This is a genomic window from Glaciecola siphonariae, from assembly GCF_042652645.1.
Lineage (GTDB): Bacteria > Pseudomonadota > Gammaproteobacteria > Enterobacterales > Alteromonadaceae > Glaciecola > Glaciecola siphonariae.
In genome coordinates, this window is sequence record NZ_JBHSGU010000002.1 from 376,820 (window position 1) to 403,786 (window position 26,967).

Here is a 26,967-nt window from a genome sequence, read left to right on the forward strand (position 1 = left end):
GAAGTTAGTTAGAAAGTGACAGCTGGTAGGCGCAGATATTCACTGCGCTTGCCAAATTCAAAGAATCAATCGCCCCAGCCCCGTTTATGGTAAAAGCATCGGCATTGAGATTCGTCAACGCCTGTGTGGGTACGCCGCGAGCTTCATTGCCAAAAAGATAGCATTCGTACTTTGCAAAGTCGCTGCTAGATATCTCACTGCCGCGCATATCCAAATAAGCAAAGCGCTTGAAGCGTGTCGTTAAGTCTTCAAGCTCAAGTTCCAGTTCTATTGGTACATGAAATATGGCGCCCATGCTGGCACGAACGACTTTTGGGTTAAATGGGTCAACGCAGTTTTTACTCAACAACAGCGTAAAATCCCCAAACCAGGCCAATGACCGCAGTATTGTGCCGAGATTCCCTGGGTCTTGAATTTCATGTAAATACACGTTGCGATGAGCAGCCGGCTGCTGGTGCAAATCTTGAGGTTTAGGCAAAGGAAGCCTCGCGACGATACCTTGCGGGCTTTTAGTATCGCTGAGCTGCGTCATTTGCTTTGCAGACAGCACCTGTATATTAGCTTGTGTATTGCGCATATTTAGCTTATGCGCCCAACTCTCATGCTCTTCGCTGATGTAGATGCTTATATCGTTAAGGTCGTTTCGTATGTGCGTCGCCTTCGCTAACTCAAGCACCAGATGCTCGCCCTCAACCAAATAATAGCCAAACTTTGCTCGGTACTTTTTTTGATGGAGCTTTTTTACATCATCTAATTTCATCAATGCTTGTTGTCCGTTCGTGCGCATTAGAGCGAGTATTATGCAAAAGGTTGAGCGTAATTAGTAGTCCTTAATTTTGGTAAGCGCTATCACTGCTTTAGCATGAAAGGCGTTTGCAAATAACAACGCTGCCTTTACAATACGCCCGCGACTTACTTTCAATTAAACGGCAGATATATGGCTCGCTCAAAGACCAGCAAAAAATGGATGGAAGAACACGTAAACGACCCTTATGTGCAAAAAGCCAAGGCTGACGGTTACCGCTCTCGAGCAAGCTATAAACTAATCGAAATAAATGAAAAAGATAAACTTATACGCAGTGGCGATACCGTTATGGATTTAGGCTCTGCCCCCGGCGGTTGGTCGCAAATTGTTGCGCGTATCGTAGGGGAGCGAGGTAGAGTTATCGCTTCGGATATTCTGCATATGGACAGCATTGTTGGTGTCACGTTTATCCAAGGCGATTTTACCAGCGATGAAGTTTACGAGCAGTTACTGCAAAGCTTAGATTCACAGCAGGTTGACACCGTCATTTCTGATATGGCGCCTAATTTGAGTGGAGTGAATACCACCGATCAATACGCGTCTATTCATTTGGTTGAGTTAGCGCTTGATATGGCGCGCAATGTCCTTAAACCAGGAGGGAATTTTTGCGCCAAAGTGTTTCAGGGCGTTGGATATGAGGAGTATGTCAAAGACATGCGGTCCTCCTTTGCCAAAGTCCTTGTGCGTAAGCCCGCCGCCTCACGACCGCGCTCACGAGAGGTATACGTGGTTGGCAAAGGATTTAAAGGGTAAACGTTAAGCAGAATGTTGATGTACTCAGATTGTTTAGCGTTCTTAGCGCTCAAGCAGTTCGAGCTTGTTAGCTACGCCGTTCCACTCATCAGCGTCTTGCGGCGGCGCTTTAACTTCTCTGATATTAGGCCAGCTTTCGCAAAGCTTTGCATTGAGCGCCAAATATTCACGTTGCTCTGATGGCAGCTCGGTATCTTGATAAATTGCGTCAGCGGGGCATTCAGGTACGCACAATGCACAGTCAATACAGATATTAGGATCAATTGCTAAAAAATTAGGTCCTTCAAAAAATGCATCCACAGGACATACAGCAACGCAGTCGGTATACTTACATTTAATACAATTATCGGTTACCACAAAGGTCATTAGCATGGCTGTCCAAGCGTTAAGTTGCGCTAAGTGTAATCAAGCCAAACCAAAACTCAAGCGCTGTGTGCGCGTGTAATGGTAATTGATGTTTAATGTGGCTATCTATGACAGGCTAAGTCATTTAAAATGCGCTTATACTCAAAGGGAAGTAACCCTCATACTGGCTATGCTTGCTTAGGCAAACTGGCGCAACTTCAAAGAGATTAACAAGCAATGCTGCGGCTAACTGATATAAAACTTCCGTTAAATCATAATGAGCAAGCGCTAGAGCTCGCAATTTTAGGTAAGTTAGCGATTGCAAAAGAGCAGCTGATTGCTTTTTCAATGTTCAAACGTGGCTATGACGCGCGCAACAACAGAGACATTCAGCTCATCTATACCCTTGATGTTGAACTTAGCAATCAAGACCAACTGCTAGAGAAGTTCGCGGGGGATCCGCATGTTCGACTCACCCCAGATATGACTTATAAGTTTGTAACCCAAGCCCCTAAAAATTTGCAGCATCGTCCCGTTGTTGTAGGTTTAGGACCATGTGGTTTATTTGCGGCTCTCATCTTGGCCCAGATGGGATTTAAGCCCATTGTATTAGAGCGAGGTAAGGCGGTGCGAGAACGCACCAAAGACACCTTTGGTTTTTGGCGTAAGCAGCCCTTAAATCCCGAGTCAAATGTGCAGTTTGGTGAGGGTGGGGCTGGCACATTTTCTGACGGTAAACTCTATAGCCAAGTTAAAGATCGCAAACACTACGGCAGAAAAGTGCTGCACGAATTTGTTGCTGCCGGCGCTCCAGATGAAATCATGTACGTGAGCAAACCCCATATTGGTACCTTTAAGTTGGTAAATATGGTTGAAAAGATGCGTGAGCAAATTATTAGTTTAGGCGGCGAAATCCGCTTCAGTACCCGCGTAGAAAAGCTCGACTTAGTGGCAAAAGGAAAGGGGTTTGCATTAAAAGGACTGCATCTCTCAGATGATAAATATCTTGAGGCCAAACAAGTTATATTAGCGGTAGGACACAGCGCGAGAGATACCTTTGCGTCGTTATATGAGCAAGGCGTATACATCGAAGCAAAACCTTTTTCAGTGGGCTTTCGCATCGAACACGAACAAAGCATGATTGACCAATGCCGTTTTGGTGAAAATGCGGGTAATCCTATCCTTGGTGCAGCAGACTACAAGCTGGTGCATCATTGTAAAAGCGGACGCACGGTTTACAGCTTTTGCATGTGTCCGGGCGGAACCGTAGTTGCCGCGGCATCTGAACCTGGTCGAGTAGTGACCAACGGCATGAGCCAATATTCGCGTCATGAGCGAAACGCAAACAGTGCCATTGTTGTCGGTATCACACCAGAAAAAGATTATCCCGGGCACCCTCTGGCGGGTATAGACCTTCAGCGTAGCTTAGAAGAAATGGCATTTTCGGCGGGCGGTGAAAATTATCACGCGCCCGCGCAATTGATTGGCGACTTTTTAGCCGGCAAATCCAGTGAAGCACTCGGTGAGGTCAACCCCTCTTATACGCCCGGTGTCACGTTAACTGACTTAAGTAAAGTAGTGCCAGATTTTGTGAGCGAGGCAATTCGCGAGGCAATCCCAGCGTTTAATCGCCAAATAAAAGGCTTTGCTAAATCAGATGGCCTGTTAACCGGAGTTGAAACACGCACGTCGTCGCCTATTTGTATAAAACGCAGCGGCGACTATCAGAGCGTAAACGTTGAGGGTTTGTATCCTGCCGGTGAAGGCGCGGGCTATGCGGGCGGTATATGGTCAGCAGGAATAGACGGTATTCGTGTGGCCGAAGCCTTGGCATTGGCTTATGAGCAATCGCAAGAAGCAAAGAATGCTGGTGTATAGCCCTTAAGGCTTTAGTTTACACCCACAGGATTCGCGCACAACTAACTGCGGCTTCATCAGCATATCTTCAACGGTTTCGTTTCGTATCAGTTTAAGTAGGTTACTGACTAAGAGCTCACCGGCTAATAAAGTGTCTTGCAGGACAGTCGTTAATGGAGGAGTGGCAAATTGACTTATTTGAATATTGTCATAACCCACCACAGCGATATCCTCAGGCACGTTCATGCCTTGTGAACGTAGAGCGCGAATACATCCCATTGCGATGAGGTCTGAGGCGCAGAATATGGCGTCAGGAAAATCGCTCGGTGATGAGTATTGCTGCATGAGACGCTGCGCAGCCTCAAAACCCGCAGCCTCGGTTGAAATGGCGTCTGCCTGAGCTACACCGGTAGTGTCAAGTGATGCCTCGCTCATGGCTCGTTTAAGTCCACGCAGCCTTCCTAAAAATTCTGGCGCCCCCACATTGGCTTCGCCTAAAAATGCAAAGCGCTTGTGCCCTAAACTCACCAAATGTTGGCCCATCAAGTAACCGCCAATTTCATTATCCGAGCCTATAGAAACGCCGGGGTGCTTTTTGTCTGGCGCTCCCCATCGCAAAAATCGAGTGCCTTGCTCTTCAAGTTGACTGAGTTTGTATTCATAGTCGGTATAGCTGCCGTAACCCAACAAAATGAGACCATCGGCCTTATTCGTGTCCTCGTATAAATTATGCCAATCGTCGTTCATGTTTTGAAATGACACTAGCAAATCATAACCGGCGGTTGCGGTTGCTTTGGTGATGCTAGCTAACATGCTAATAAAGAAGGGGTTGATGAGAGAATCATCGTTGGTGGGGTCTTCAAACAAAAGCAAGGCGAGGGTCTGGCTATGTTGTCGGCGCAGATTACTCGCGTTTTTATCAACTTTGTAATTGAGCTCTTGGGCGATTTTTTTTATGCGCTCTCTGGTTTCCTGATTCACCAAAGGGCTATCGCTCAAAGCGCGTGATACCGTGCTTTGCGAAACGCCTGCCATATGTGCAATATCAAATGAAGTCGCTTTGCTTTTCATAATTCACTAAGGTTGCATTACTCTATGTATGTATACACTAGGCACAAACAAACGTTCAACTATATTATTCAAAAGCCCTCATTAACACAATCATGGCGCAGTATGAATTGCTCTAAAAACGTTTTATTAAGATAACTGCACGAAAAATACACAGCTGCCCAACCCCTTGTCGTGGCAATTCCTTGGTTTGTAAATATTCATTGTGATTTGATGCTAATTCAATCTGCATCATTTTGTTAGGGCATATCGTTAGGGCATATTGGTCAATGGCATTATCAAATAAAACGCGTGATGAAATTCCTTTGGCGATGTTATACTTGCCTGCACTAAACTAGCTTTCATTAAACTGCATTTTCAGTAGTAACATAAAAGGAAAGAAATGATATGGCCGAGACTCCGCCACGTCCGACCAACTTTATTCGTCAAATAATTGATAAAGACCTTGCCTCTGGCTTGCATAGCACTGTGTCAACCCGATTCCCGCCTGAGCCCAATGGCTATTTACATATGGGACATGCTAAGGCTATTTGCTTGAATTTTGGCATTGCACAAGACTACCAAGGTAGCTGCAACTTGCGCTTTGACGATACCAATCCTGAAAAAGAAAATATCGATTTTGTGAATTCGATAAAAAATGATGTGCATTGGCTGGGTTTTACATGGCAGGGAAAAGAGCGCTATTCATCAGATTATTTTGACCAACTTTATGGCTTTGCAGTAGAGCTTATTGAGAAAGGTCTGGCCTATGTCGACTTTAGCTCGCCTGACGAAGTGCGTGAAATGCGAGGTACCTTAAAAGAACCTGGCAAAAACAGCCCGTACAGAGACACGAGCGTGCAAGAAAACCTCAAGCATTTTGAAAAAATGAAAGCAGGGGAGTACAAAGAAGGAACCTGCAGTCTGCGCGCTAAAATTGATATGAGCTCGTCGTTTATGTGCATGCGCGACCCTGTGATTTATAGGGTGAAGTTTGCGCATCACCATCAAACCTCAGATAAATGGTGCATTTATCCGATGTATGATTTTACCCACTGCATCTCTGATGCGATTGAGGGGATTACACATTCTCTTTGCACGCTCGAGTTTCAAGATAATCGTCGTTTATACGATTGGGTGATTGAAAACATTAGTATTGACTGCACTCCTCGTCAATATGAATTTAGTCGTTTAAATCTTGAATATACCGTGTTGAGTAAACGTAAACTGATTCAACTGGTAGATGATAAACACGTAAGTGGATGGGACGACCCGCGAATGCCCACGATCGCCGGGATTCGCCGCAGAGGGTACACACCCGCCTCAATCCGCGAGTTTTGTCAGCGTATTGGCGTGACAAAAATGGACAATATGGTTGAGATGGGCATGCTCGAGGCGTGTATACGAGATGAGCTGAACGCAAGTGCGCCTCGCCGTATGGCAGTACTAGACCCTGTTAAAGTCGTTATCGAGAATTATCCAGAGGAACAAATAGAGTGGCTGGATGCACCTAATCATCCTAGCGATGACTCCATGGGTTCACGTAAAGTGCCGTTTAGCAAAGAGCTTTGGATAGAAAAAGAAGATTTCAGAGAACAAGCAAACAAAAAGTTTAAGCGCTTAGTGATTGATAAAGAGGTGCGTTTACGAAATGCATACTTTTTAAAAGCACAGCGCGTTGAAAAAGACGCCGATGGGAAAGTAACGACAATCTATTGTACCTATGATCCCGATACACTTGGCAAAGACCCAGTGGACGGACGCAAAGCGAAAGGCGTTATTCATTGGGTGAGTGCTGCCGAGGGCAGAGCGGCTCAATTTAACTTGTACGACCGCTTATTTACTCACGCAAACCCAGCGGCTCAAGAGGATTTTGCAAGCACGATTAATCCTCAGTCTTTAGTTATTAAGCATGGCTTTGTTGAGCCGTCGCTAGCACAAAGTGCCTTGCATAACGCAGACGACAATGCAGACGACAATGCTGCGAGTGATGCTTTGATAAGCGATGCAAGCGATACCAAGCGATTTCAGTTTGAACGCACAGGATACTTCTGTATTGACAGTCACAGCACGCAAAGCAAACTCGTGTTTAACCGCACGGTAGAGCTTAGGGATACATGGGCGAAAATGGGAGAGTAAGATTTAGTACCCGGCAATACGCTGACTTTTCCAGCCCATAAAAAGCCCGTTTAACGTCGTAACACGCGTACACGGGCTTTTTATTGCGTTGCTATTTACTATTTTTTGACTATTTTGGCTGGCAATCTAAGCTTTGACCATTCACGCCGCGAGATACGTCAGACATCAAGTAGACGTAGCTCGGCATGATTTGTTTTGGTGTTTTAAGCGTTTTCGGGTCTTCACCTGGATAGGCTTTGGCGCGCATGTCAGTGCGGGTGGCACCTGGGTTAATGCAGTTAAAACGTATGTTTTTCTTTTTATGTTCGTCGGCCAATATTTGCATCATGCCTTCTGTGGCAAATTTACTCATGCTATAAGTGCCCCAAAACGCGCGCCCTTGGCGCCCGACGCTAGAGGTGGTAAACACCACTGAGGCAGTGTCATTTTGCTTTATTAATGGCAGCGCCGCTTGCACTAATAAATATTGCGCCTTCACATTGATTTGCATGACCTGATCAAACTCTTTCTCTTTGATTTCAGAGAAGGGGCAAAGGGCCCCTAACACACTTGCGTTCAGCAAAATGCCGTCTAGCTTGCCATACTCGCCGGCGATAGTGTCGATTAAACCCTGATAATGCGCCGCACTTGCTCCTTCATGGTCGAGGGGGACAATGCTTGGCTCAGCGCTACCCTGAGCGACTATTTCATCAAAGGTTTGTTCAAGCTTTTTTAGTGTACGACCTAGCAAAATAACGGTGGCCCCGCACTCGGCGTAAGTTAACGCTGCTTGTTTCCCAATCCCGTCTCCCGCGCCGGTGACTAAAATCACTTTATTGGCTAAACATTGTTCATGTGCTTCAAATGCTAAGTGCGGCAGTGTATCGGTCATATTGTCTATACTTGCGTAAAAAAAGAGCGCGAATATTAGCGCAGAATTTGAATTACCTAAAGTATCCGCTAATACTTATTGGCATATTCAGTTTTTTTATTACATTACGTTTACAAACACTTTGCAAAGTCAACGTAAAGTCAATACTATAGGCGGAATGAAACTGGTCATACTAGTTATCACGGCGCTAACTGGCGATGATCGATAATAATTAGTCACTCAACATATATACGCATCTACATATTGAGTAGGGAGAAAGAATGAAAAAACTGTTAGTAAGCACAAGTATCATAGCAGCATTGGGGCTTGCCGGCTGTGGTGGTGATGAAACCATTTCAGACATACGCGAAGAAACTCAGGTACAAACACCTGTTTCTCGAATCGTGTTTGATCCAGCAAACGGTGATTTAAACATCCCTAACGACCTATTGATGCTACCAGGCGATGACGGTTTCTTTGATTACACCTTAAACATTCCGGTTGCTGATCCGAGCGATTTCAGTGACCCACAAAATGCACTCAATGTGCTAGATGGTTGGTCAACAAATACCCCTTTTACTATTGACGTACAAACGCCAAGTGGCGTGTCGATTGCGCGCGATACGCTTTCCAGCGGCATTCGAATTTTTGAGGCAACGCTTGGCTTGGATCAGAGCGACCCTGATTGTGCCGCGATTAGCATTCCTAGCGCAGGCTGTAAGGTAGGCGATGAGCTAAGCTTTGGTGTAGATTATACTCTACAGTTGCTCGACAGCGACACTGTGAGCGTGATTCCGCTGCGTCCACTTAAAGAAGCGCAAGGCTACGTGCTGGTTATGACAACAGCGCTACGAGACACAACGGGTAAGTCTATTCAAGGTTCTACAACTTGGGATTTGGTAAGACAAGACATCAACACAAATCCATTGGCAACTGAATCGCAGCTTTCTTTACAAGGCCTGATTAATACACACATAAACGCATTGGAGCCGGTTGGTTTTACTCGCGATGAACTGACTTACGTGTCTGCGTTTACCACACAGTCTATCACGCCAGTGATGTCGACTATTAAACAGCTCTACGTAAGCGAGTTTGCTCAGCGCAGCGCTGCCGGAGACCCAACTGCTGGACAGGCCCTACCTGCAATTGTTGTTAATACGCCAGCAGGCAATGTGATGGAAGCGCTTGGTGTGGTCTCGCAAGAAGCAGTTAACGGCGCGGTTGCGCTAGCCTTACAAAATCCTGCTGCTGCGCCACTGGCACCATTGTTTGAAGATAAAGACTTTTCAGCACTGACCTCATGTAATGGTCTTTTAGCTGCCGCTGGCGGTCAATTTGGTCCAGCAACAGGACAAAGTTTTGCACCCTTCGATGCCGAAGCAAACGGCGTAATTGCGCAAATTGGCGCTGGTATTCTCGGTCAAGGCGCAGGTCCATTATGCGCTGCTAACTTGTACCAAGGCAGTATTTCCCTACCTTATTACTCAGCGATTCCTCGCGCAGAAAACCCTGCAGCTCCAGCTAACGAATTTTGGGAAGCTGCCTGCGATTCAGGTATTGTACTTGCTGGCGCAGGCGCCGCTTTAGCGAATGCGACACCAGGCCCGAATGATGCTTTTTGCTCTGCATTAGGTTTACGCGATTTGCGTATCAACGGACAAAAAGTGGACCGCGATAGAAACCTGACTAAATTCAATCCTATTCCGCAGATGAAAGGCGGCAATATGGGTCGTGAAACGCTTCAAGTGCAGGTAACAGTACCTAACCCAGCGGTAGCAGCAGGCCTTGGTTTTAACATCAGCATGCCCGAGGGCGGTTGGCCGGTAGTGATGTTGGTACACGGCATCACCTCCAAAAAAGAAGACATGCTGTCAATCTCTGGTGCCTTGTCGTTAGCTGGCTTTGCGACAGTAGCAATTGATCAGCCGCTTCATGGTACCCGTGGTTTCGATGTTGACCCAACTAACCCAGGTGACGAAATTAACGCAACCACCGTCAGCGCAACTGCATTTCTAAACCTTGGTAGCTTGCCAACGGCGCGCGATAACTCGCGTCAAGCGGTATCTGATTTATTAGGGGTGCGTTTAGGACTAAATGCGTTTGTAAATGCAACGGGCGACAGTTCGGTGAGCATTAACGGCACCAATGTTTCATTAATGGGTGTATCTTTAGGCGCAATCACCGGGGGCAACTTTGCATCTCTTGCAAATACCCCATTTGATGGACAGCTTGCACCTTTGAGCGGTCTGTTTAACGTTAGAGCGGTCTCTTTAGAGTCTCCGGGCGGCGGTTTGGCGCAATTCCTACTGGAATCTGCCGCATTCGGTCCGCTTATTAAAGGGTTCTTATTGTCGTCTGCATCAGAAGATTTCCAAAACTTTTTGATAGCGACATTCGGCACGCTTGATGTGGATGAAGGACAGTTAGTACAGGGCACCAATGCGTTTTTAGGTGCGCTTAATGCAGAACAAGCGGCTGCGGTAAATGCAGTGTTTGCACAATTTGCCTTTGCTGCTCAAACGGTAAGCGACCAGTCAGACCCAATTAATTTTTATGAAACCTTGGGGCAGAATACCAACGTTCATATGCTGACAGTCATTGGCGATGGTGGCGACAACTTACCTGACCAAGTCATTCCTGTATCTACCTCGGTCCCGTTGTCTGGACAACTTCCACTGGCAACCTTGATGGATTTGGAGATGATTTCATCTACGGTGTCGTCTGCTGACCCACTTAGCGGTATCGTTAAATACACCGCGGGCGCGCACGCCAGCAGTATTAACCCGGCTCCCAACGCTGCGGTTACCGCTGAAATGCAAACGCAAATTGCAACCTATTTAGGTTCGGGTGGCCGCGTAATCCAAGTAACAAATCCAGGCATTACGGCTAACTAAGCTAGAAAGCTTGCATAGCAAATAACAGAGCCCGCGGTATTGAGTGAAACAAGGCATCTTCACTCTCATACCGCGGGCTTTTTTGTTTGCAGCACACAAACCTTTTTACGATATTCCCATTAAAAAATTTTCACTGCTTTTATTATGTAAATATAAGTTTAATAAATAGTTAATTCTATGTAATTAATCGTTTTAATATTCTATGCTTAAGTCTAACGCTCTATAGTAATGAACTTAAAGGTAGAATAATGAAAATAAACACATTTGATTCAGTTATAAAGCCACTTTCGTTTTGTGCCGTTGCGCTGGCGCTTATGGCATGCGGCGACGATAAGAATGATTTTTCCGATATTGAACGCCCTCAACCACCTGTTGTTCAGCCTCCACAGCCTGTGCCTCCTCAGGTGCCAAATTTTGACCCTGATGGCGTTCTTGAAGCGGATATTCGCTGGACCGAATTTGGCGTGCCGCACGTTAAAGCCGATAATCTAGAAAGCATGTCATATGGTGTTGGCTATGCTTTTGCACGTGATAACTTATGCATTCTGGCCGACCAAATTGTTAAATATAACTCTGAGCGCTCAAAATATTTAGGGCCCGACAGAGTCCCTGGCTCTGGTGATTCAGAGCATCTTATAAATGATTTTGGATTTTTAACGGTAGGCATTCGCGAACAAGCCGAACAAGGCTTTGCAAGACTGAGCGCTAATTCGCGTGCGCTGTATCAAGGCTATGTGCAAGGATATAATAAGTATCTTGAGGATACAGGTGTTGCCAACATTGACCCCCAATGCGCGGGTCAAGCTTGGATTCGGCCAATCGACGAAATTGACTTACTTACCTATGCCCTTGGCGTTGCGCTACTGCCGGGTAATGCGAATTTCTTAGGCGCAATGTTTATTGCCGCGCCACAAGGAGTAAATCCCTTACCTCGTATGGTGAGCAGCGCATCTGCAGAGCCCACAAATGCGGCTAATGCTGCTCCTATAAAGATGTCGCCTGTTGTAAAGATGCCAGAGCGTAACCCGCAAGAGATGGGCTCTAATGGCTGGGGCTTAGGCTCACAAAGAACAGAGAATGGCATGGGAATGGTATTGGGTAACCCGCATTTTCCTCACACCGGGAACCTACGTTTTTGGCAGTTTCAAACCACCATTCCTGGATTTTTAAATGTTATCGGTGGCTCATTGATGGGTATTCCGGGCGTAGTAAATATTGGCTATAACGATAATGTGGCTTGGACCCACACATTTTCTACCGCAGAACACTTTGTGGTTTATCAATTGCAGCTAGACGATGATGATGCGAGCAGTCTCACTCACATTGTTGATGGCGCTAAACGAACAATTTTTAAGAAAACCTATACGATTGACGTAGCCGTTGCTCCGGGTCAAACCATTAAGCTTGAAAAAGACAGCTACTTTACAAATTATGGACCGATGATAAACGTTCCCGGCAATTTTGAATGGGGGCCAGACGGAAATGCCTTTGCTATTAAAGATGCGAACTTACCTAACTTCGATATCGTGGACCATTGGTTAGCGATGAATCTAGCAAAAGACATGGACGAATTTAAGCAAGCATTTGTTGATTATGATGGCGTGATATTTAATAACACTATGGCGGCATCTAAATCAGGCGAGGTGTTTTATATAGATGATTCTACGGTTCCGAATTTGACGCCCACGGCAATTGACCAGCTCACTAACAATCCGCTCTTAGCAGGCATTAGAGAGGCGGCAGGTTTTACCGTATTGCCTGGATTTGCATCGGTATTTGACTATGACCGTGCAGTGCCTTATGAAAACGCACCTAAGTATGAAGGGCTAGACTATGTGCAAAACTCAAATGATAGCTTTTGGTTAACTAACTTAGAGAACCCAATTACCGGCGTAAATCCCCTTTACGGTAAGGTGGGGAATGAGCAAAGTTTACGCTCGCGTATGGCTCACGTCTTGTTAAATGACGCTGCAGGAAGCGATGGAAAATTTTCACCAAGCGAAGTAGAAGAGGCCTTGCTGAATAATCGAAGCTTTTTAGCAGATGCTGTATTGCCAGACCTATTGCAACTATGCCAAGCAAATCGAGAGAGTGTTGTGGTGCTCGACTCGGGAGAACAGGTGAGCAATTTAGGGCAAGCTTGTGATGCCTTATCTGCTTGGGATGGTCTAATGAACGCAGATAGCACTGGTGCACATGTATTTAGAGAGTTTGCATTTCAGTTTAATCGCAACCCTCAGTGGTTGGTGCCCTTTGATGTGGAGCAGCCGGTCACTACGCCGCGAGGACTCGCGCTTAATGATCTTACGCTCAAACAACTTGCCACAGCGGTAGATAAAATTAATCAGGCGGGTATTGCGTTTGATGCAAGCCTAGGCGAGGTACAATTTGTGGAAAAAAGCACGGTTAATGGTATGCCAAGCGGTGAGCGTTTTGCTTGGGGCGGTGCCCATAATGCTGAAGGTGGCTTTAACGTGTTTGATGTTAGAACGGGCAATAATGGTACCGAATTACCCCGGCATACATATCCTGTGATTGATTCGTCAACACGCTTGAGTGCACAGGCGAAGGGCTATCACATTACCTATGGCTCAAGCTGGATGATGGTGGTGAATTTTACCGAAGATGGACCAGTTGGTCGCGGCTTATTGTCTTATTCACAATCGAATGTAGTAGGTGCCGAGAGCTTTGATGATCAAACGCAATTGTATTCATCGCAACCCACGCTGCGCCCATTACGTTTTACTGAGGCAGAAATTGCAGAAGCATTAGTGGAGGAAATTTCAATTTCTAGTAATCCGTAAACGAACAAGCGATAATAAAAGCAAGAAAAAGGACCCTGGCGTCCTTTTTCTTTTTGTATTTGACCTTATATATAAAAAAGCTGAGTAAACTAGGAGCAGGTTTTTGGAGTTTTTATTTGAATATGGGCTATTTTTAGCCAAGGCGTTCACATTGGTGGTTGCGATCTTAGTAGTGGTGGGGTTTGTTCTTGCCATGGCGAGCCGCCAAAAGCAGAGTCCAGGTAATTTAGAATTCGACTCCGTATCAGACGTTTATGACGATTTAAAGCGTCAAGCAGAATCGGTACTGCTCGATAAGACCGAGTTAAAAGAAAAGCAAAAAGCCGAGAAGAAGGCGAAGAAAAAGAAAGAACCCGAAAAGGACAAAAAGCCTAATTTATTTGTGATTAATTTTGAAGGTTCGCCTATGGCGAAAGAAGTGGATTCTCTGCGCAAAGAAATCACAGCAGTGCTGTGTGTTGCTAAAGAGGGTGACGAGGTATTAGTTAACGTTGAGAGTGGCGGCGGTGTAGTGCATGGCTATGGCCTTGCTGCATCTCAACTGCAGAGAATTAAAGACAAGGGTCTAAATTTAACCATCAGCGTTGATAAAGTAGCCGCGAGTGGTGGTTATATGATGGCCTGTGTTGCAGATAAAATCATAAGCGCGCCTTTCGCCATTATTGGTTCAATTGGCGTTGTTGCCCAGCTACCTAACTTCAACAAGCTCTTGAAGAAAAACGATATTGATTTTGAAATGCATACATCAGGTGAATTTAAGCGAACGTTAACCGTGTTTGGTGAAAACACGGACGAAGGACGCGATAAATTTAAGCACGAGCTTCAAGAAGTGCACGATATGTTCAAAGATTTCGTTTTAAAGCATCGCCCTGACTTAGATATTGAAAAAGTCGCGACGGGTGAATATTGGCTTGGTCAGAAGGCCTTAGAATTGAAATTAGTCGACGCAATTCAAACGTCTGACGACTATCTGTTACAGGCGAATGACACCCATAAACTTTATCGCTTAAAGTATGCAACGAAGAAAACACTTGCACAAAAGCTGGGTATCGCAGCGTCAGAAGGTGTTGAAAGCGCCGTCTCTAAATTACTCACAGCAGCGAAAACCGCTTGGATGTAATGCGTAACCTAAATCCTGTAAGCTGAGGTTATTCAAGTGAAAAAATAAAAACAGCACCAAAGGGTGCTGTTTTTTTGTCTTTGATTTTTAAAAGCATGCTTCTATAACTAAGCCTTATGCTTCGAGTTCCTATACCTTGATGGGAAATCCTAAGCCTATCGAGGTGCTTTGCTACCTGGGTTGGCTTCCAAAATTTGTTGAGTATAAAAGTCTTTAACAGAGAAACTACCGGGCGCTTTTTTAGGCTTTTTCGCCGCCTTTTTGGGTGCTGGCTTTTTCTCTTTCGCAGCAGGTGCTGCTTTAGGTTCGGCCGCTTTGGCTGCAGGCTTTTTGGCTGCTTTTTTCTCAGCAGGCGCCGCTTTTGCTTTGCCAGCGCTCTTACCAAGCTCGTCAGCCATTTCGTCTAGCTGCGCAAGACGAATGTTCTTACCGCCGTCTACGCTATACCAGCCGCCTTTTGCCTCAATAGATGGAGCTTTGCCATTCGCGTCTTTATAAGCTGCGGTGAATTTTTCGATAACGCTGTCTTTATCTAGTTTGCTCATTGAGTAAAATCAACCTTTATTGTTTTAATAATGTTAATATTTATAAGTTTATACATAAACTTACGTAAAAGTCTAATTTCTTAACAAAAGGAGCTAAAATTGCTTCGTGAACAGCTTTTAAATGCCCTAAATTCAATATTGTCGCCGCAATCACAACGAGATTATTGTCCAAATGGTCTGCAGGTAGAGGGCAAAGAGAATATTGCTCATATCGTGACAGGTGTAACTGCGAGTCAGGCGCTTATTGATAAAGCGGTAGAACTCAGTGCCGATGCTCTATTGGTTCATCACGGTTACTTTTGGAAAAATGAAGACTACCCGATTGTTGGCATTAAAAAGCGTCGTATTGCAACACTATTGAAGCACGACATTAACCTCATTGCCTATCATCTTCCTTTAGATGTGCATGAAACACTCGGTAACAACGCTCAACTTGGCGCGCTGCTAGGCTTAGAGTCAATTACTGCTGTTGATAATATCGCGCCGACGGGAATAGTTATGCGCGGCGAGCTAGCCACGCCTTTGTCTCATGATGAATTAAGCGAGCGGCTCTTTGAACGCTTAGGGCGTACGGTAATAAGTGTTGGGTCAAAACAATCGATAAAATCGCTGGCGTGGTGCACAGGTGGAGGGCAGGGCTATATCGACCAAGTAGCCGCATCGAGAGCTAGCAGTTTGCCCATTGATGCTTTTATCAGCGGTGAAATATCCGAGCAAACAACTCACAGCGCTAGAGAGCTTGATTTAGACTTTTTTGCGGCAGGTCACCACGCTACTGAACGCTATGGCGTAAAAGCCCTAGGTGAGTATTTAGCTAAACACTATAACCTACAGGTTACTTTTGTGGATGTTGATAATCCTGCCTAGCTACTGATATGTGTTTATACCTAGGCTGAGCATCAGCTTATCAATAGACGGTAATTCGTCATACCATGATGGACAACAGGGTTTATGAAAAAAGGCAGTTTTGACGGTATCGCCAATAAATTTGACCAAAATATTTATGGCACGTCGAAGGGTAAAATTCGCCAGCTGTTGCTTGAGCATTACTTGCATAATGAGATTGAATCAACACAACCGTGCAAAGTCTTAGATGCTGGCGGCGGAACAGGCATGATGGCAGAAGTATTTGCCAGAGCCGGGCACAGCGTTGATATTATGGATGTTTCTCAAGAAGCTTTAGATATCGCAAAAAAACGTCTTGCACCATACAAAAACACGCAGTTTTTTTGTCAAGAGCTATCAAGCGTAAATAAGCAGTACGACCTCATATTATGTCATGCGGTGCTAGAGTGGTTAGAAAACCCAATGCAAGCCATTGAGCATCTTGCGCAACAACTGCTTCCGGGTGGCCTTTTGAGTTTAAGCTTCTTCAATAAAGATGCGATGTTGTTTAATAACGCAATCTACGGCAATTTTGATTATATTGAAAAAGGCATGAAGGTGCGCAATGTGGTGCGTCTCAACCCGCATAATCCACAATCACCCAGCGAAGTGCTTGAATTTATAAGGTCATTGAAAGACGTAAACCTCGAATTTAGCGCAGGCATTCGGTGCTTTCATGACTACATGCGAGATGTAAGTATGCAGAACACGCATTTTGACAGCATTCTTGCTCTTGAAAAGTCACACGGGGCGCAAGCGCCATTTAAATATCTCGGTAAATACTTTTATATAAAGGTAAGAAGGCTCACCGCGAGTTGATGTATCCTAGCTTGCCGGTAAAGATAAGGGCTTAGGCATGACCCAGAGCTTGCGGGCAAGGGCCCTTCAAATTAGGCCTGAAGAGCGCTTTCAATATCGCTAATCAATTCACTCGGTTTAGTGGTGGGTGCGTAGCGTTTTATCACTTCCCCATTTTTGCCCACTAAAAATTTAGTAAAGTTCCACTTAATTCGTTTAGATCCGAGTATTCCTGGCGCTTGCTCTTTAAGCGTTTTAAACAGAGGAGAGGCAGCTTCTCCGTTCACGTCAATTTTTTCAGATAACGCAAATTTCACGTCATAGTTGAGGCTGCAAAACTTAGCGATTTCCTCATTGTTACCGGGCTCCTGATGACCAAATTGGTCGCACGGAAAGCCCATAACAACTAATCCTTTGTCTGCATACTGCTCGTGAAGCTTTTCTAAGCCCTCATATTGCGGCGTAAATCCACATTTGCTAGCCGTGTTTACCAGCAATAACACCTTTCCACTATGTTGAGATAGTGAAAGCGTCTCGCCAGTATTTAAAGTAACGGTATGAGGGTGGATGCTCGCTGACATAAGTACTCCATAAAATAATGCGCGACAGTGCGCTCTTCTTTACAAAGAGTATCAGCTTGTTAAAAAATTGCTAGATCAACAGGCCCCGGCAATATTTTGAATGTGTTTCCATAAGCATATTTTTTGCACGGAACATTGCACGGAACATTGCACGGAATATTGCACCGATCATTAACCACTTTACATCGTATTGATAACTGAACTGGGTTACGCAATTTTTTTAAGTTTTTGGCGGATTGAATCCATGCGCTTTAAGTTTTTATCAGACAAAGAGATTGAGCCAAGTTCGTCAACGAGTTTATCGATACTGACATTTTTATACTCAGTTTGCTGCGCGTCGCTTAAACACTGCAGTAAATTCAAAGAAAAGGCAGGCACGCCGGGAAACATATTGTAAGCCCTATAAAAATACGACAAAGCACTTTGAAATTTATGCTGTTGATATTCAGCTAAGCCTTTTTCGTTAATCGCGAGTGCGCGCTCTTTGCCTATACCGAGGGATTTTTCGGTGGTAATTAATAAATCTGATGCAATCAAACTTTCAATGTGATTTTCGTGCGTCATTAACTGTTCATCACATTCATCTAGGAGGGCTCTTGCCTTTTCGGTATGACCTAGGCCAAACCAGACCCTTACAGCGTCGATCATGGTAGGAATATTTGCTTTGGTAAACTGATTGGTATGCGCGCTTTCGGCAATAATACGTTGGGCACGAGGTTTGTCATCATCGAGTAAATAGGCGAGGGCCAACATCGTATCTTTTTGCATTTGCGACTGACGGTCTGCAATACCTTTAGACGCTTTACCTAGCATTACCTTAGCTGCTGACAGACTCTCATCAGCGTGTTTTTCGCTAAAATGCTCCGCTAGATGCAGGTGGTAGCGAGCAAGTTCCATTGCATAATCGACTAAACGCTCTTTTACAGACAGATTGCTTTGCACCTTCTTCTCAAGCAAACATAATGCTTCTTCGCTTTTACCTTGGATTTTATAACATAGCGTTTTTAAACGCGTAGCTTGAATGGTGAGTTCGCTGTCTTTGATGTTGTCGAGAAGCTGTTCGGCGAGCACGTAATTTTGTTTGCCAATTTCAACGCTGGCTAACCACTCGTATGCTTTGTCTTTGGTTAAGCTCTCGTCAATTAATCGGTCGAGCATTTTTTTACAGTGCTGCCACTTGCCGGTAAAGAACTCACTCTTGATTAGCCCCCAATGTGCCCACAGCACACCATTAGAGCGCTCTAAAACGGACGAATAAAGCTGCGTGGCTTCTTCATAGCGTTTGTCTGATAAAAGTAAGCGGCCTTTGAGTTTTATAAAATCGGCCTCCACGCGCTTGGCAACGCCGTTGGATAAACGCTCATTAACAAACGCCAATGCATTTTCATTTTTCTTAGCGTCCATATATTGCAGGGCAGGGAGTAGCTGCTGGCGTGCATGAAGATAATGCTTAACGTTGGTAGTTAAGCCTTTAATAGTGTACGGCTTGATAACGATAACATCGGGATAAAGGTCTAATATTTGCCCAATCGTTTGCGGCAAACTGTCTGATGTGACAAAAAACAAACCCATAGATGGCCTGAAAGCACCAGTGTCTATAAGTTGCTGAATCCATTCCACCCCATTTTTTGCCTGACCTAAATGAAAGTCGATAAACACCATGTCAAAATTAGCGATACGCATGCCGTTACGCAGTTCCTTACCATTGCTGTAGCTGGCAATGTCGAAGTTATCGATGCTCATAAGGTGGCTTCGTAAGTTCATCCGCGCGGTAGCATTGTCTTCTACAATGGCAACACGTAGGCTTGATTTTGCGGGTGGCTTGTAACCTTCTAACTTAATCATAACGATACTTACACGCTCTTACTCAATTTACTTTCAACATGGATGACTTGCAGCTTTTACTCAAAGTAACATAGTCCTTTGGTTAAAAAATGCTCTGTTTACATACCTAAGCTTTATCTGAAATAAGAAACGTGTACGGTGGCGTAAGAGCGATGTGCTGCCATCTTACTTTTTCAATTTTTAAAATTGTTTGTCGCGCCCTTCATTTCAAACTTATTAATCAATGATTCTCATAGGCTATCGGCACAGCCGAAAAAATACTTATTTAATATCGTTTGTTGACCGACTTTGCCTGCGTATATGTGAATTATCAGTGCTAGAGCCACATAGACCACATAGACTTAACAAATGATTTACAAGACATACTACGATCATTTATAGTTTACGTTAACGTAAAGGTAAGATGGCGCGAAGGCGAACAAGAGAGTGTTTATGCAAAAAATTCAGCAGCTAATTAACGGTAAATTTGATCATTCTGAGGCCACAGAGATGATTGAGGTCACAAATCCTGCTAATAATCAGGTCATTGCGCATTTACCGGTGTCTACCGAAAATGAGATTGAACGTGCGATTGCCTGCGCAAAGGAAGCGTTTTTGACGTGGAAAAAAGTGCCGGTGTCGGAGCGCGCTAGAGTGATGTTGCGCTATCAACATCTTTTAAAAGCCCACCATGATGAAATTGCGACCATACTGTCTAAAGAAACTGGCAAAACCTTTGAAGATGCAAAAGGAGACGTCTGGCGTGGGATTGAGGTAGTTGAGCAGGCTGCCAACATCGCGTCAATGATGATGGGTGAAACGGTTGAAAATGTCGCCACCGATATTGATACCTATTCGATGATACAGCCTCTCGGTGTTTGTTTGGGTATCACCCCGTTTAATTTCCCCGCGATGATACCCCTGTGGATGTTTCCTATGGCGATTGCTGCGGGCAATACCTTTGTGCTTAAACCATCAGAGCAGGACCCTGCGACGCCGATGCGCTTAGCGGAGTTATTCATGCAGGCGGGTGCACCAGAGGGCGTGTTGAACGTTGTTCATGGTGGCAAAGACCAAGTAAATCATTTGCTAGAACACCCTGATATTAAAGCCGTGTCGTTTGTAGGCAGTGTGCCAGTTGGGCAGCACATATACCGAACCGCTACGCAAAACATGAAACGAGCACAGTGCTTCGCCGGCGCAAAAAATCATTCAGTGATAATGCCCGATGCGAACAAAAGCAAAGTCCTAAACAATTTAGTTGGCGCGTCAGTAGGCGCTGCTGGTCAGCGATGTATGGCTATATCGGTAGCGGTTTTTGTGGGGGACAGTGCAAATTGGATCCCCGAACTAGCAACAAAAATCGCAGAGGTTAAACCTGGCCTTTGGGATGATAAGGATGCGGGTTTTGGACCCTTAATAAGTCCTCAAGCAAAAGCCCGAGTACTCGACCTTATCGCACAAGGGAAAGCGCAGGGCGCAAGCTGTTTAGTTGACGGAAGTGAGTTTACCGTAGAGGGCTATGAGCAAGGCAACTGGATTGGCCCTACCGTATTTGCGGGCGTCACAGCGGATATGCGCATATACCAAGAGGAGATATTTGGCCCGGTTTTATGCTGTATGCAGGTAGATACCCTAGAGGAGGCAATTGAGCTTGTGAATGCCAACCCCTTTGGAAACGGAACCAGTATATTTACATCAAGCGGTGCAGCCGCTCGTAATTACCAGAGCAATGTAGAAGTAGGGCAGGTTGGCATTAATGTGCCCATTCCGGTGCCCTTGCCCTTCTTCTCATTCACCGGCTGGAAAAATTCTTTTTATGGCGATTTACATGCCTACGGCAAACAAGCCATTCGTTTTTATACCGAGACAAAAACAATCACTGCACGTTGGTTTGATGACGAAACCGACAGCGGACCCAATATGACGATTAACCTACGCTAAGTGCTATTTATCAAGCTACGGGATTGACCATGAATTTTGAGTTAACAGAAGACCAACAAGCATTTGCGCAAACTGCTAAGCAATTTGCAGAGACAGAGCTGGCACCTTTTGCCGCACAGTGGGACAAAGAGCATCATTTTCCTGTTGAAGTTATCAAGAAGGCCGGGGAATTGGGTTTTTGCAGTCTTTATACGCCTGAAGAGGCCGGTGGCTTAGGGTTAAGTCGCTTAGATTCGTCTATTGTTTTTGAGCAATTATCCATGGGCTGTACTACAACCACAGCGATGTTGACCATTCATAATATGGCGACTTGGATGATAGCAACATGGGGCAGTGAGCATGTGAAAAACGATTGGATGGACAAGCTAGTGACGGGCGACGCCATTGCTAGCTATTGTTTAACTGAACCGGGCGCAGGCTCGGATGCCGCTTCGCTTCGAACATCTGCACAATTAATTGATGGCAAGTATCACTTAAATGGCTCGAAGGTATTTATCTCCGGAGCTGGGGCAACACAAGTACTCGTGGTCATGGCGCGCACAGGCGATAAGGGTGCAGGGGGCGTAAGCGCTTTTGTCGTGCCTGCAAACGCCAAAGGTGTTAGCTACGGTAAGGCCGAAGAAAAAATGGGATGGAACGCACAGCCCACTCGCATGGTGACATTTGATGATGTTAAAGTAGACGCGAGTCATCGTTTAGGAGAAGAGGGTGAAGGTTTTAAGTTTGCCATGCAGGGGCTAGATGGCGGTCGCATAAATATCGCAACATGCTCAATTGGCACCGCGCAGCAGGCACTCAATACCGCAAGGGCCTATATGCATGAGCGCGCTCAATTCGGAAAACCTTTGGCTAGCTTTCAAGCTTTGCAGTTTAAGCTTGCCGATATGGCGACAGAGCTTGTTGCAGCCCGCCAAATGGTTAGGCTTGCGGCCAGCAAAATTGATAATAATCATCCAGATAAAACTACCTATGCTGCCATGGCAAAGCGCTTTGCTACTGACGTAGGTTTTGAAGTGTGCAATCAAGCCTTACAAATCCATGGCGGCTATGGTTATATCAAAGAGTACCCGTTAGAACGGCATGTTCGTGATGTGCGTGTCCACCAAATTCTAGAGGGAACAAATGAAATCATGCGAGTCATTATAGGGCGCAGATTATTAAGTGATGAAATCGAGGTGCTCTAGCAGCATTTGCTCATTAGCATTGATAAATGAAGGGATAAGCTATGCCAGCAGAATTGAAACAAGAGGGTGAGCAGAACGTTGATAAAGTCCTGATCACTTATTTGCCCTTGCAGTCGGTCACATTACCGAAGGGTGCTCGCATCGCGCACATTATGTTGAACAAGCCGAAGGCTCTGAATGCGCTCGACCTTGATATGGTAGAGATAATGCTCGACGCACTGGCAAAAATACGCGAAGACGACTCAGTAGTAGCGGTTTTGTTAGATAGCCATCATGAAAAAGCGTTTTGCGCAGGCGGCGACATTGTTTCTATGTATCAAGCAATGAAACACAACATTGCTACGAAGACTAATCCGCAGCATGGTTCGTTACCTGAAGACGACATTAATGCCTACACATGCCCTGCATTTTTACGCTCCTTTTTTACCCAAGAGTACCGCTTAGATTACTGTATTCACCGATTTCCTAAGCCTATCATTGTGTGGGGAAACGGCATCATTATGGGCGGTGGATTAGGTTTGTTCATGGGCTCACATATTCGCCTCGTTACCGAAACATCGCGCATCGCTATGCCTGAAATTACCATTGGCTTATTTCCTGATGTGGGCGGCAGTTACTTCCTCAATAAGCTACCGCCAGGCGTAGGTTTATTTCTAGGACTAACCGCGGCCAATTTAAACGCCAGAGACACTCATCACCTTGGCATGGCAGATGCCATCGTGGCTAACTCGTCAAAAGCACAGTTTATTGATGCCCTTTGTGCGCTCTCACACATAAGTAAAGACAGCGTGCTCGACCTAGCAAATAGCTTTGCCCCTGCAGATGGTGATTTACGTGAATCGAATATTGAGCGCAATCTTAAGTTATTTGAACGTCTTTCATCGTGCAGCGATATACGGGATGTACAAGCATCACTTGAAGCGCTTGCAGAAGAGCAAGCTGACAACGCGTTTATTATTAAAGCGCTCAAGAGTTTTAAACAAGGCAGCCCAATTACCGCGCATCTAGTGTTTGAGCAATTAGCTCGCGCAAAACACTTATCGCTTGCTCAATGTTTTGAAATGGAGCTGAGCATGGCGCATACCTGCGGTACTTTAGGTGAGTTTCAAGAGGGAGTGCGGGCACTGTTAATTGATAAAGACAATGACGCAAAATGGCTTTATCCGTCGATAGATGATGTGCCAAAGGCTGTTATTAACGCGCACTTTAATTATTTTACGCAATCGAATGCGCAAGCATCTGCGCCCCATCCTTTAGCGAAACTTGAACAAGAATTTGGCTAGGTTGAGTGCTGCGCTTTAACAATAACACTTACAAATAAACGTGGGGAATAACATGCTACACATCGCATTTTTTGGTTTAGGTAATATGGGCGCTGGTATGGCGGCAAACTTACTTAAAGCGGGCTACAAAGTAAGTGTGTTTGATTTAGTTCAGGCCCAAGTCGATAAGCTGTGTGCCCTTGGTGCAAGTGCCGGCGACACGCCCGCTGACACCGTAAAAAATGCCGATATTATTATCAGTATGTTGCCGGCTGGCCGCCACGTTGAGCAGCTTTATTTTGGAACGGCAGATGCAACTATGGGGATTGTGGCTCGTGCCCGTGCAGGCGCGATTTTTATTGATTGTTCAACCATAGAAGCGCAAACCGCACGCTCCATGTCGAGCTTGCTAAAAGAACGTGGACACAGCTTTGTCGATGCGCCTGTTTCTGGTGGTGTCGCAGGGGCGGCGGCCGGTACGCTTACGTTTATTGTTGGCGGCAGCGCTCAGACTGTGGAGGCTGTAAACCCTGTGCTGCAAGCTATGGGTAAGAATATCTTTCATGCGGGCGAGGCCGGCGCTGGGCAAGTGGCAAAAATTTGCAATAATATGTTGTTGGCGGTGCTAATGGCGGGTACGAGCGAAGCGCTCCAGCTTGCAATCGACAACGGCATCGACGCAGCCGTGATGTCGGACATCATGAAAAAGAGCTCGGGAAACAATTGGACGCTGCAAACCTATAATCCCTGTCCCGGCGTAATGGAAAATGTTCCCTCATCTAATCAGTATCAGGGTGGCTTTATGGTTGATTTGATGAATAAAGACTTAGGCCTTGCTATGGCAACCGCTGCCACTCACCAGTCGGCGGTGCCGATGGGGTCTCTGGCGCAATCGCTTTATCAGCTTCATGGCATGCAGGGGAATGGCAAGAAAGACTTCTCGAGTATTTTTCAGGCGTTTCGGCCTAAAGGCTAGCGGGCCTTGCCTTTGCCCATGGTTTTAATGATGTATATGCAAAATATTTTGTATACTCTTGCTTTTGACAGCGCGAGTTAATCTTGAAGAAAGCTCCTAACAAAGCCTTGTTTTTAGACCGTGATGGCGTGATTAACGTCAATCACGGCTATGTGTATAAACAAGAAAATTTCGATTGGATTGATGGAATATTTAGTCTGATCAGGCAGGCGAACTCGGCCGGTTATTTAGTGATTGTGGTCACAAATCAGTCGGGCATCGGCCGCGGGTACTACAGCGAAGCTGAGTTTCTGTCCTTAAGTGAATGGATGAAGAAGCGCGTGATGCAAGAGGGCGGGAACATTGATGATGTTTTTTACTGTCCTCACCACCCTCAAAGCGCAATAGGCGACTATTTGACCCACTGCCAGTGCAGAAAGCCCAGTATTGGTATGTTAAAAAAGGCTGCTGATAAATGGGATGTTGATTTATCAAACAGCATGTTGCTTGGCGATAAAGCCAGTGATATGCAGTGCGCAATAAATGCAGGTCTTGCGCGCGGCGTATGGCTAGTGACTGATATCGAGGATAGATCAGAAATGCTAACAAGTTTGGGTAATAAGACAAGCAATATAGAGATGATTACAGACCTGTCACAGCTCACTAAAAATCTCGTATAAACAGACGCACTCAGTCGCAAGCCGGCGGGCTCGGGCAGACTAGCCAAAGCTCGCATGCCATAGCACGTAAGCGGAAGCTATTTACTAAAATTTTCTAGATGTTTAATCGAACGACTCAGCATGTTGGTATCGATATCAACTAATACTTCACTTTGGTCACGAATGTCGGTGACCTGATAGCTGCCATCTTTTGCCACCTCAGTTAAATAGGGGGCTTTAAAATAAACAATATTCTCACCAACAGTGCTTACCAGCCAGTCGCGGCTTGGTTGTTGCAGTGCTTGTCCGGTTGAAAAGCGATATACCTCGGCAAAACACTCAAACTCATGCATGACCGTAGGCGCAATATCTTCATTGGTCGAGGCTTGCTCAGATTCTATAAAGTTAGAATAAAGCTTATACATTTTGCTCTCGCTGTCTTGTGCCATCACCAACACACTGGCTTTACTACTGAGTTCATCAAGGGCTAGGGCTGCGAGTTGGTCAGCACTCAATAGGCCCAAATACAAGCCTGAGGGTGCATCCATAGCCGAATCTTTGAAGTTGGTCCACTGCGCTGTTGCATCATCTCCCTCAACAGGGTTCTGTTCTGAGCCTGCAGAGGCATTCACATTGTAGGTCTGGTTGGGTACTTCAAAAGCGTTAAGTAAATCAAGCATCACTGGCGGTGAGGAGGTACGCAAAATTAAGTTTGCTGGAATACCGTACTGAAGCTGAGCAAAAAAGCGAGTTGGAGATGTTTGTGTGTTTAAGTGAAAAACATTAGGCTTTAAATCAGCCAGCAGCTCACTGCTGACTAACTCTGTCGTTGCAAGCACAACGACTTTTTTCTCACTATTGACGCTGCAAAATACGTTCTTCGGCGGATAAGTAAAACGACTGCTGACGCCCTGTAATTGTAGCTCTTCACGCTGCTGACGGTCTTCTAAATCTAAAAAACCATAGCGTGCCATAAGCGTCTTGGCGGTTGCCGGATAGCTCAAGGGAAACATATTGTCTTGTTTCAGCACCGGCGTGTACAGCTTTGCGTCTGCCCACACATGAATAGCGTGACTTGATACAAAGCACACCACAAACAGGGCAGTAATATAGGGGCCGATTCGCAAGCGCTGCAGACGGTTCATTCGTTTGTAAATCGCGTTTGCAATGACCAACTGAAACATTAGCCAAATAATAAACAGCAGGCTAAGGTAAAACCATTGCAGCCAGCTAAATGCACCAACCTGCACCTGAGTTTCGCTTCGCAGTAAAGCCGCAGAGCTAAAGCTAATATGAAAGCCAGTGTTGTTGTAAATAAGCGCGTCAAACGCAAGTAAAGCGAGTCCTACCGCGGAAACGACAGAACCTACCGCGCGCAACACACGCATATTGGTAATTTGGTAACAAAGCGGTAGCAGCACCACCACAAATACCAAGAAGGTCACAAAACTCATATGGCCAAACCATGTGGCGATCATATAAACAAAACTAAGGGGGGTATCTGCGACAGCGGTAGAAAATAAATAAATCGAAGAAATAATGATTGCCATAAAAATATTGGCAAGTGCAAACCAATGGCCCCAAGCAACCTGTTGAGTAATTTGTTTGCGTCTAGGAGATTCGGTATAAATCATAGGGTAACTTTATTCTTATTTTGTTTACGAGCGCTTGTGCGCAAAGTACATGGCTTGAGACTAAAGAGTCGAGTATGTGCCA

General features: G+C 45.4%; 21 protein-coding genes. 13 read left to right on the forward strand and 8 right to left on the reverse strand.

Going from position 1 to position 26,967, the window contains the following annotated elements:
- Positions 1-4: 4 nt before the first annotated feature.
- Positions 5-760, reverse strand: coding sequence for a TrmH family RNA methyltransferase (locus ACFO4O_RS03120; RefSeq protein ID WP_382405887.1), 756 nt, complete (start codon positions 758-760; stop codon positions 5-7).
- A gap of 177 nt (positions 761-937) precedes the next feature.
- Between ACFO4O_RS03120 and rlmE the strand changes: the two genes are divergently transcribed.
- Positions 938-1,558: a 23S rRNA (uridine(2552)-2'-O)-methyltransferase RlmE gene (gene rlmE / locus ACFO4O_RS03125; protein ID WP_382405888.1), complete on the forward strand. Its 621-nt coding sequence runs from the start codon at positions 938-940 to the stop codon at positions 1,556-1,558.
- Between the two features lie 42 nt (positions 1,559-1,600).
- On the opposite strand, the gene fdxA is transcribed toward rlmE, so the two are convergent.
- Complete coding sequence (gene fdxA / locus ACFO4O_RS03130) at positions 1,601-1,924, reverse strand: ferredoxin FdxA (protein WP_382408208.1); 324 nt, start codon at positions 1,922-1,924, stop codon at positions 1,601-1,603.
- A 216-nt stretch (positions 1,925-2,140) separates the two neighbouring features.
- Here fdxA and ACFO4O_RS03135 point away from each other — a divergent pair, with 216 nt between their 5' ends.
- Positions 2,141-3,781, forward strand: coding sequence for an NAD(P)/FAD-dependent oxidoreductase (locus ACFO4O_RS03135; RefSeq protein WP_382405889.1), 1,641 nt, complete (start codon positions 2,141-2,143; stop codon positions 3,779-3,781).
- 3 nt (positions 3,782-3,784) lie between these two features.
- Here ACFO4O_RS03135 and ACFO4O_RS03140 read toward each other — a convergent pair whose 3' ends face one another.
- A complete protein-coding gene (locus tag ACFO4O_RS03140) occupies positions 3,785-4,831 on the reverse strand; it encodes a LacI family DNA-binding transcriptional regulator (RefSeq protein ID WP_382405890.1) in 1,047 nt (348 codons plus the stop codon).
- A 384-nt stretch (positions 4,832-5,215) separates the two neighbouring features.
- On the opposite strand from ACFO4O_RS03140, the gene glnS reads away from it, so the two are divergent.
- Complete coding sequence (glnS, locus tag ACFO4O_RS03145) at positions 5,216-6,946, forward strand: glutamine--tRNA ligase (RefSeq protein ID WP_382405891.1); 1,731 nt, start codon at positions 5,216-5,218, stop codon at positions 6,944-6,946.
- Between the two features lie 109 nt (positions 6,947-7,055).
- Here the strand turns inward: glnS and ACFO4O_RS03150 are convergent, their stop codons facing one another.
- Positions 7,056-7,817: a YciK family oxidoreductase gene (locus ACFO4O_RS03150; RefSeq protein WP_382405892.1), complete on the reverse strand. Its 762-nt coding sequence runs from the start codon at positions 7,815-7,817 to the stop codon at positions 7,056-7,058.
- A 260-nt stretch (positions 7,818-8,077) separates the two neighbouring features.
- Between ACFO4O_RS03150 and ACFO4O_RS03155 the strand changes: the two genes are divergently transcribed.
- From ACFO4O_RS03155 to sohB, 3 genes are all read left to right on the forward strand, one after another.
- A complete protein-coding gene (locus ACFO4O_RS03155; RefSeq protein WP_382405893.1) occupies positions 8,078-10,690 on the forward strand; it encodes a VolA/Pla-1 family phospholipase in 2,613 nt (870 codons plus the stop codon).
- Between the two features lie 248 nt (positions 10,691-10,938).
- Positions 10,939-13,494 carry an acylase gene (locus tag ACFO4O_RS03160; RefSeq protein WP_382405895.1) on the forward strand — a complete coding sequence of 852 codons (2,556 nt, stop codon included), beginning with the start codon at positions 10,939-10,941 and terminating at the stop codon, positions 13,492-13,494.
- 103 nt (positions 13,495-13,597) lie between these two features.
- Entirely contained in the window at positions 13,598-14,614 is a 1,017-nt protein-coding gene (sohB, locus tag ACFO4O_RS03165) for a protease SohB (RefSeq protein ID WP_382405896.1), read from the forward strand.
- 155 nt (positions 14,615-14,769) lie between these two features.
- Here the strand turns inward: sohB and ACFO4O_RS03170 are convergent, their stop codons facing one another.
- Positions 14,770-15,159: a hypothetical protein gene (locus tag ACFO4O_RS03170; protein WP_382405898.1), complete on the reverse strand. Its 390-nt coding sequence runs from the start codon at positions 15,157-15,159 to the stop codon at positions 14,770-14,772.
- A 99-nt stretch (positions 15,160-15,258) separates the two neighbouring features.
- On the opposite strand from ACFO4O_RS03170, the gene ACFO4O_RS03175 reads away from it, so the two are divergent.
- Both ACFO4O_RS03175 and ACFO4O_RS03180 read left to right on the forward strand, forming a co-directional pair.
- Positions 15,259-16,026, forward strand: a complete 768-nt coding sequence (locus tag ACFO4O_RS03175) for a Nif3-like dinuclear metal center hexameric protein (RefSeq protein ID WP_382405899.1) — start codon at positions 15,259-15,261, stop codon at positions 16,024-16,026.
- Between the two features lie 84 nt (positions 16,027-16,110).
- A complete protein-coding gene (locus ACFO4O_RS03180) occupies positions 16,111-16,863 on the forward strand; it encodes a methyltransferase domain-containing protein (protein WP_382405901.1) in 753 nt (250 codons plus the stop codon).
- Between the two features lie 71 nt (positions 16,864-16,934).
- On the opposite strand, the gene ACFO4O_RS03185 is transcribed toward ACFO4O_RS03180, so the two are convergent.
- Together ACFO4O_RS03185 and ACFO4O_RS03190 are read right to left on the reverse strand one after the other, a co-directional pair.
- Entirely contained in the window at positions 16,935-17,423 is a 489-nt protein-coding gene (locus tag ACFO4O_RS03185) for a glutathione peroxidase (RefSeq protein ID WP_382405903.1), read from the reverse strand.
- A gap of 207 nt (positions 17,424-17,630) precedes the next feature.
- Positions 17,631-19,268 (reverse strand): response regulator, encoded by a 1,638-nt coding sequence (locus ACFO4O_RS03190; RefSeq protein ID WP_382405904.1) that lies wholly within the window; start codon positions 19,266-19,268, stop codon positions 17,631-17,633.
- A 432-nt stretch (positions 19,269-19,700) separates the two neighbouring features.
- On the opposite strand from ACFO4O_RS03190, the gene ACFO4O_RS03195 reads away from it, so the two are divergent.
- The 5 genes from ACFO4O_RS03195 to gmhB all read left to right on the forward strand — a co-directional run bounded on the left by ACFO4O_RS03195 (position 19,701) and on the right by gmhB (position 25,272).
- Positions 19,701-21,191, forward strand: coding sequence for a CoA-acylating methylmalonate-semialdehyde dehydrogenase (locus ACFO4O_RS03195; protein WP_382405905.1), 1,491 nt, complete (start codon positions 19,701-19,703; stop codon positions 21,189-21,191).
- Between the two features lie 29 nt (positions 21,192-21,220).
- Positions 21,221-22,375 carry an acyl-CoA dehydrogenase family protein gene (locus ACFO4O_RS03200; RefSeq protein WP_382405906.1) on the forward strand — a complete coding sequence of 385 codons (1,155 nt, stop codon included), beginning with the start codon at positions 21,221-21,223 and terminating at the stop codon, positions 22,373-22,375.
- Positions 22,376-22,416: 41 nt separating this feature from the next.
- On the forward strand, positions 22,417-23,658 hold the full coding sequence (locus ACFO4O_RS03205) for an enoyl-CoA hydratase/isomerase family protein (RefSeq protein WP_382405907.1): 1,242 nt from the start codon (positions 22,417-22,419) through the stop codon (positions 23,656-23,658).
- Positions 23,659-23,710: 52 nt separating this feature from the next.
- Positions 23,711-24,613, forward strand: a complete 903-nt coding sequence (gene mmsB, locus ACFO4O_RS03210) for a 3-hydroxyisobutyrate dehydrogenase (RefSeq protein ID WP_382405908.1) — start codon at positions 23,711-23,713, stop codon at positions 24,611-24,613.
- Positions 24,614-24,696: 83 nt separating this feature from the next.
- Entirely contained in the window at positions 24,697-25,272 is a 576-nt protein-coding gene (gmhB, locus tag ACFO4O_RS03215; RefSeq protein WP_382405910.1) for a D-glycero-beta-D-manno-heptose 1,7-bisphosphate 7-phosphatase, read from the forward strand.
- Between the two features lie 77 nt (positions 25,273-25,349).
- On the opposite strand, the gene ACFO4O_RS03220 is transcribed toward gmhB, so the two are convergent.
- Positions 25,350-26,885: a DUF3413 domain-containing protein gene (locus ACFO4O_RS03220; protein WP_382405911.1), complete on the reverse strand. Its 1,536-nt coding sequence runs from the start codon at positions 26,883-26,885 to the stop codon at positions 25,350-25,352.
- Positions 26,886-26,967: the final 82 nt, after the last annotated feature.

What these genes read in the sequence shown, in the direction of transcription:
- ACFO4O_RS03200 (WP_382405906.1), top strand. Translation starts at nt 21,221, where the DNA reads ATGAATTTTGAGTTAACAGAAGACCAACAAGCATTTGCGCAAACTGCT.
- ACFO4O_RS03120 (WP_382405887.1), bottom strand. Translation starts at nt 760, where the DNA reads ATGAAATTAGATGATGTAAAAAAGCTCCATCAAAAAAAGTACCGAGCA.
- ACFO4O_RS03190 (WP_382405904.1), bottom strand. Translation starts at nt 19,268, where the DNA reads ATGATTAAGTTAGAAGGTTACAAGCCACCCGCAAAATCAAGCCTACGT.
- ACFO4O_RS03135 (WP_382405889.1), top strand. Translation starts at nt 2,141, where the DNA reads ATGCTGCGGCTAACTGATATAAAACTTCCGTTAAATCATAATGAGCAA.
- ACFO4O_RS03150 (WP_382405892.1), bottom strand. Translation starts at nt 7,817, where the DNA reads ATGACCGATACACTGCCGCACTTAGCATTTGAAGCACATGAACAATGT.
- ACFO4O_RS03205 (WP_382405907.1), top strand. Translation starts at nt 22,417, where the DNA reads ATGCCAGCAGAATTGAAACAAGAGGGTGAGCAGAACGTTGATAAAGTC.
- ACFO4O_RS03160 (WP_382405895.1), top strand. Translation starts at nt 10,939, where the DNA reads ATGAAAATAAACACATTTGATTCAGTTATAAAGCCACTTTCGTTTTGT.
- ACFO4O_RS03170 (WP_382405898.1), bottom strand. Translation starts at nt 15,159, where the DNA reads ATGAGCAAACTAGATAAAGACAGCGTTATCGAAAAATTCACCGCAGCT.
- rlmE (WP_382405888.1), top strand. Translation starts at nt 938, where the DNA reads ATGGCTCGCTCAAAGACCAGCAAAAAATGGATGGAAGAACACGTAAAC.
- fdxA (WP_382408208.1), bottom strand. Translation starts at nt 1,924, where the DNA reads ATGACCTTTGTGGTAACCGATAATTGTATTAAATGTAAGTATACCGAC.
- ACFO4O_RS03195 (WP_382405905.1), top strand. Translation starts at nt 19,701, where the DNA reads ATGCAAAAAATTCAGCAGCTAATTAACGGTAAATTTGATCATTCTGAG.
- ACFO4O_RS03140 (WP_382405890.1), bottom strand. Translation starts at nt 4,831, where the DNA reads ATGAAAAGCAAAGCGACTTCATTTGATATTGCACATATGGCAGGCGTT.
- ACFO4O_RS03185 (WP_382405903.1), bottom strand. Translation starts at nt 17,423, where the DNA reads ATGTCAGCGAGCATCCACCCTCATACCGTTACTTTAAATACTGGCGAG.
- mmsB (WP_382405908.1), top strand. Translation starts at nt 23,711, where the DNA reads ATGCTACACATCGCATTTTTTGGTTTAGGTAATATGGGCGCTGGTATG.
- ACFO4O_RS03155 (WP_382405893.1), top strand. Translation starts at nt 8,078, where the DNA reads ATGAAAAAACTGTTAGTAAGCACAAGTATCATAGCAGCATTGGGGCTT.
- ACFO4O_RS03180 (WP_382405901.1), top strand. Translation starts at nt 16,111, where the DNA reads ATGAAAAAAGGCAGTTTTGACGGTATCGCCAATAAATTTGACCAAAAT.
- glnS (WP_382405891.1), top strand. Translation starts at nt 5,216, where the DNA reads ATGGCCGAGACTCCGCCACGTCCGACCAACTTTATTCGTCAAATAATT.
- ACFO4O_RS03220 (WP_382405911.1), bottom strand. Translation starts at nt 26,885, where the DNA reads ATGATTTATACCGAATCTCCTAGACGCAAACAAATTACTCAACAGGTT.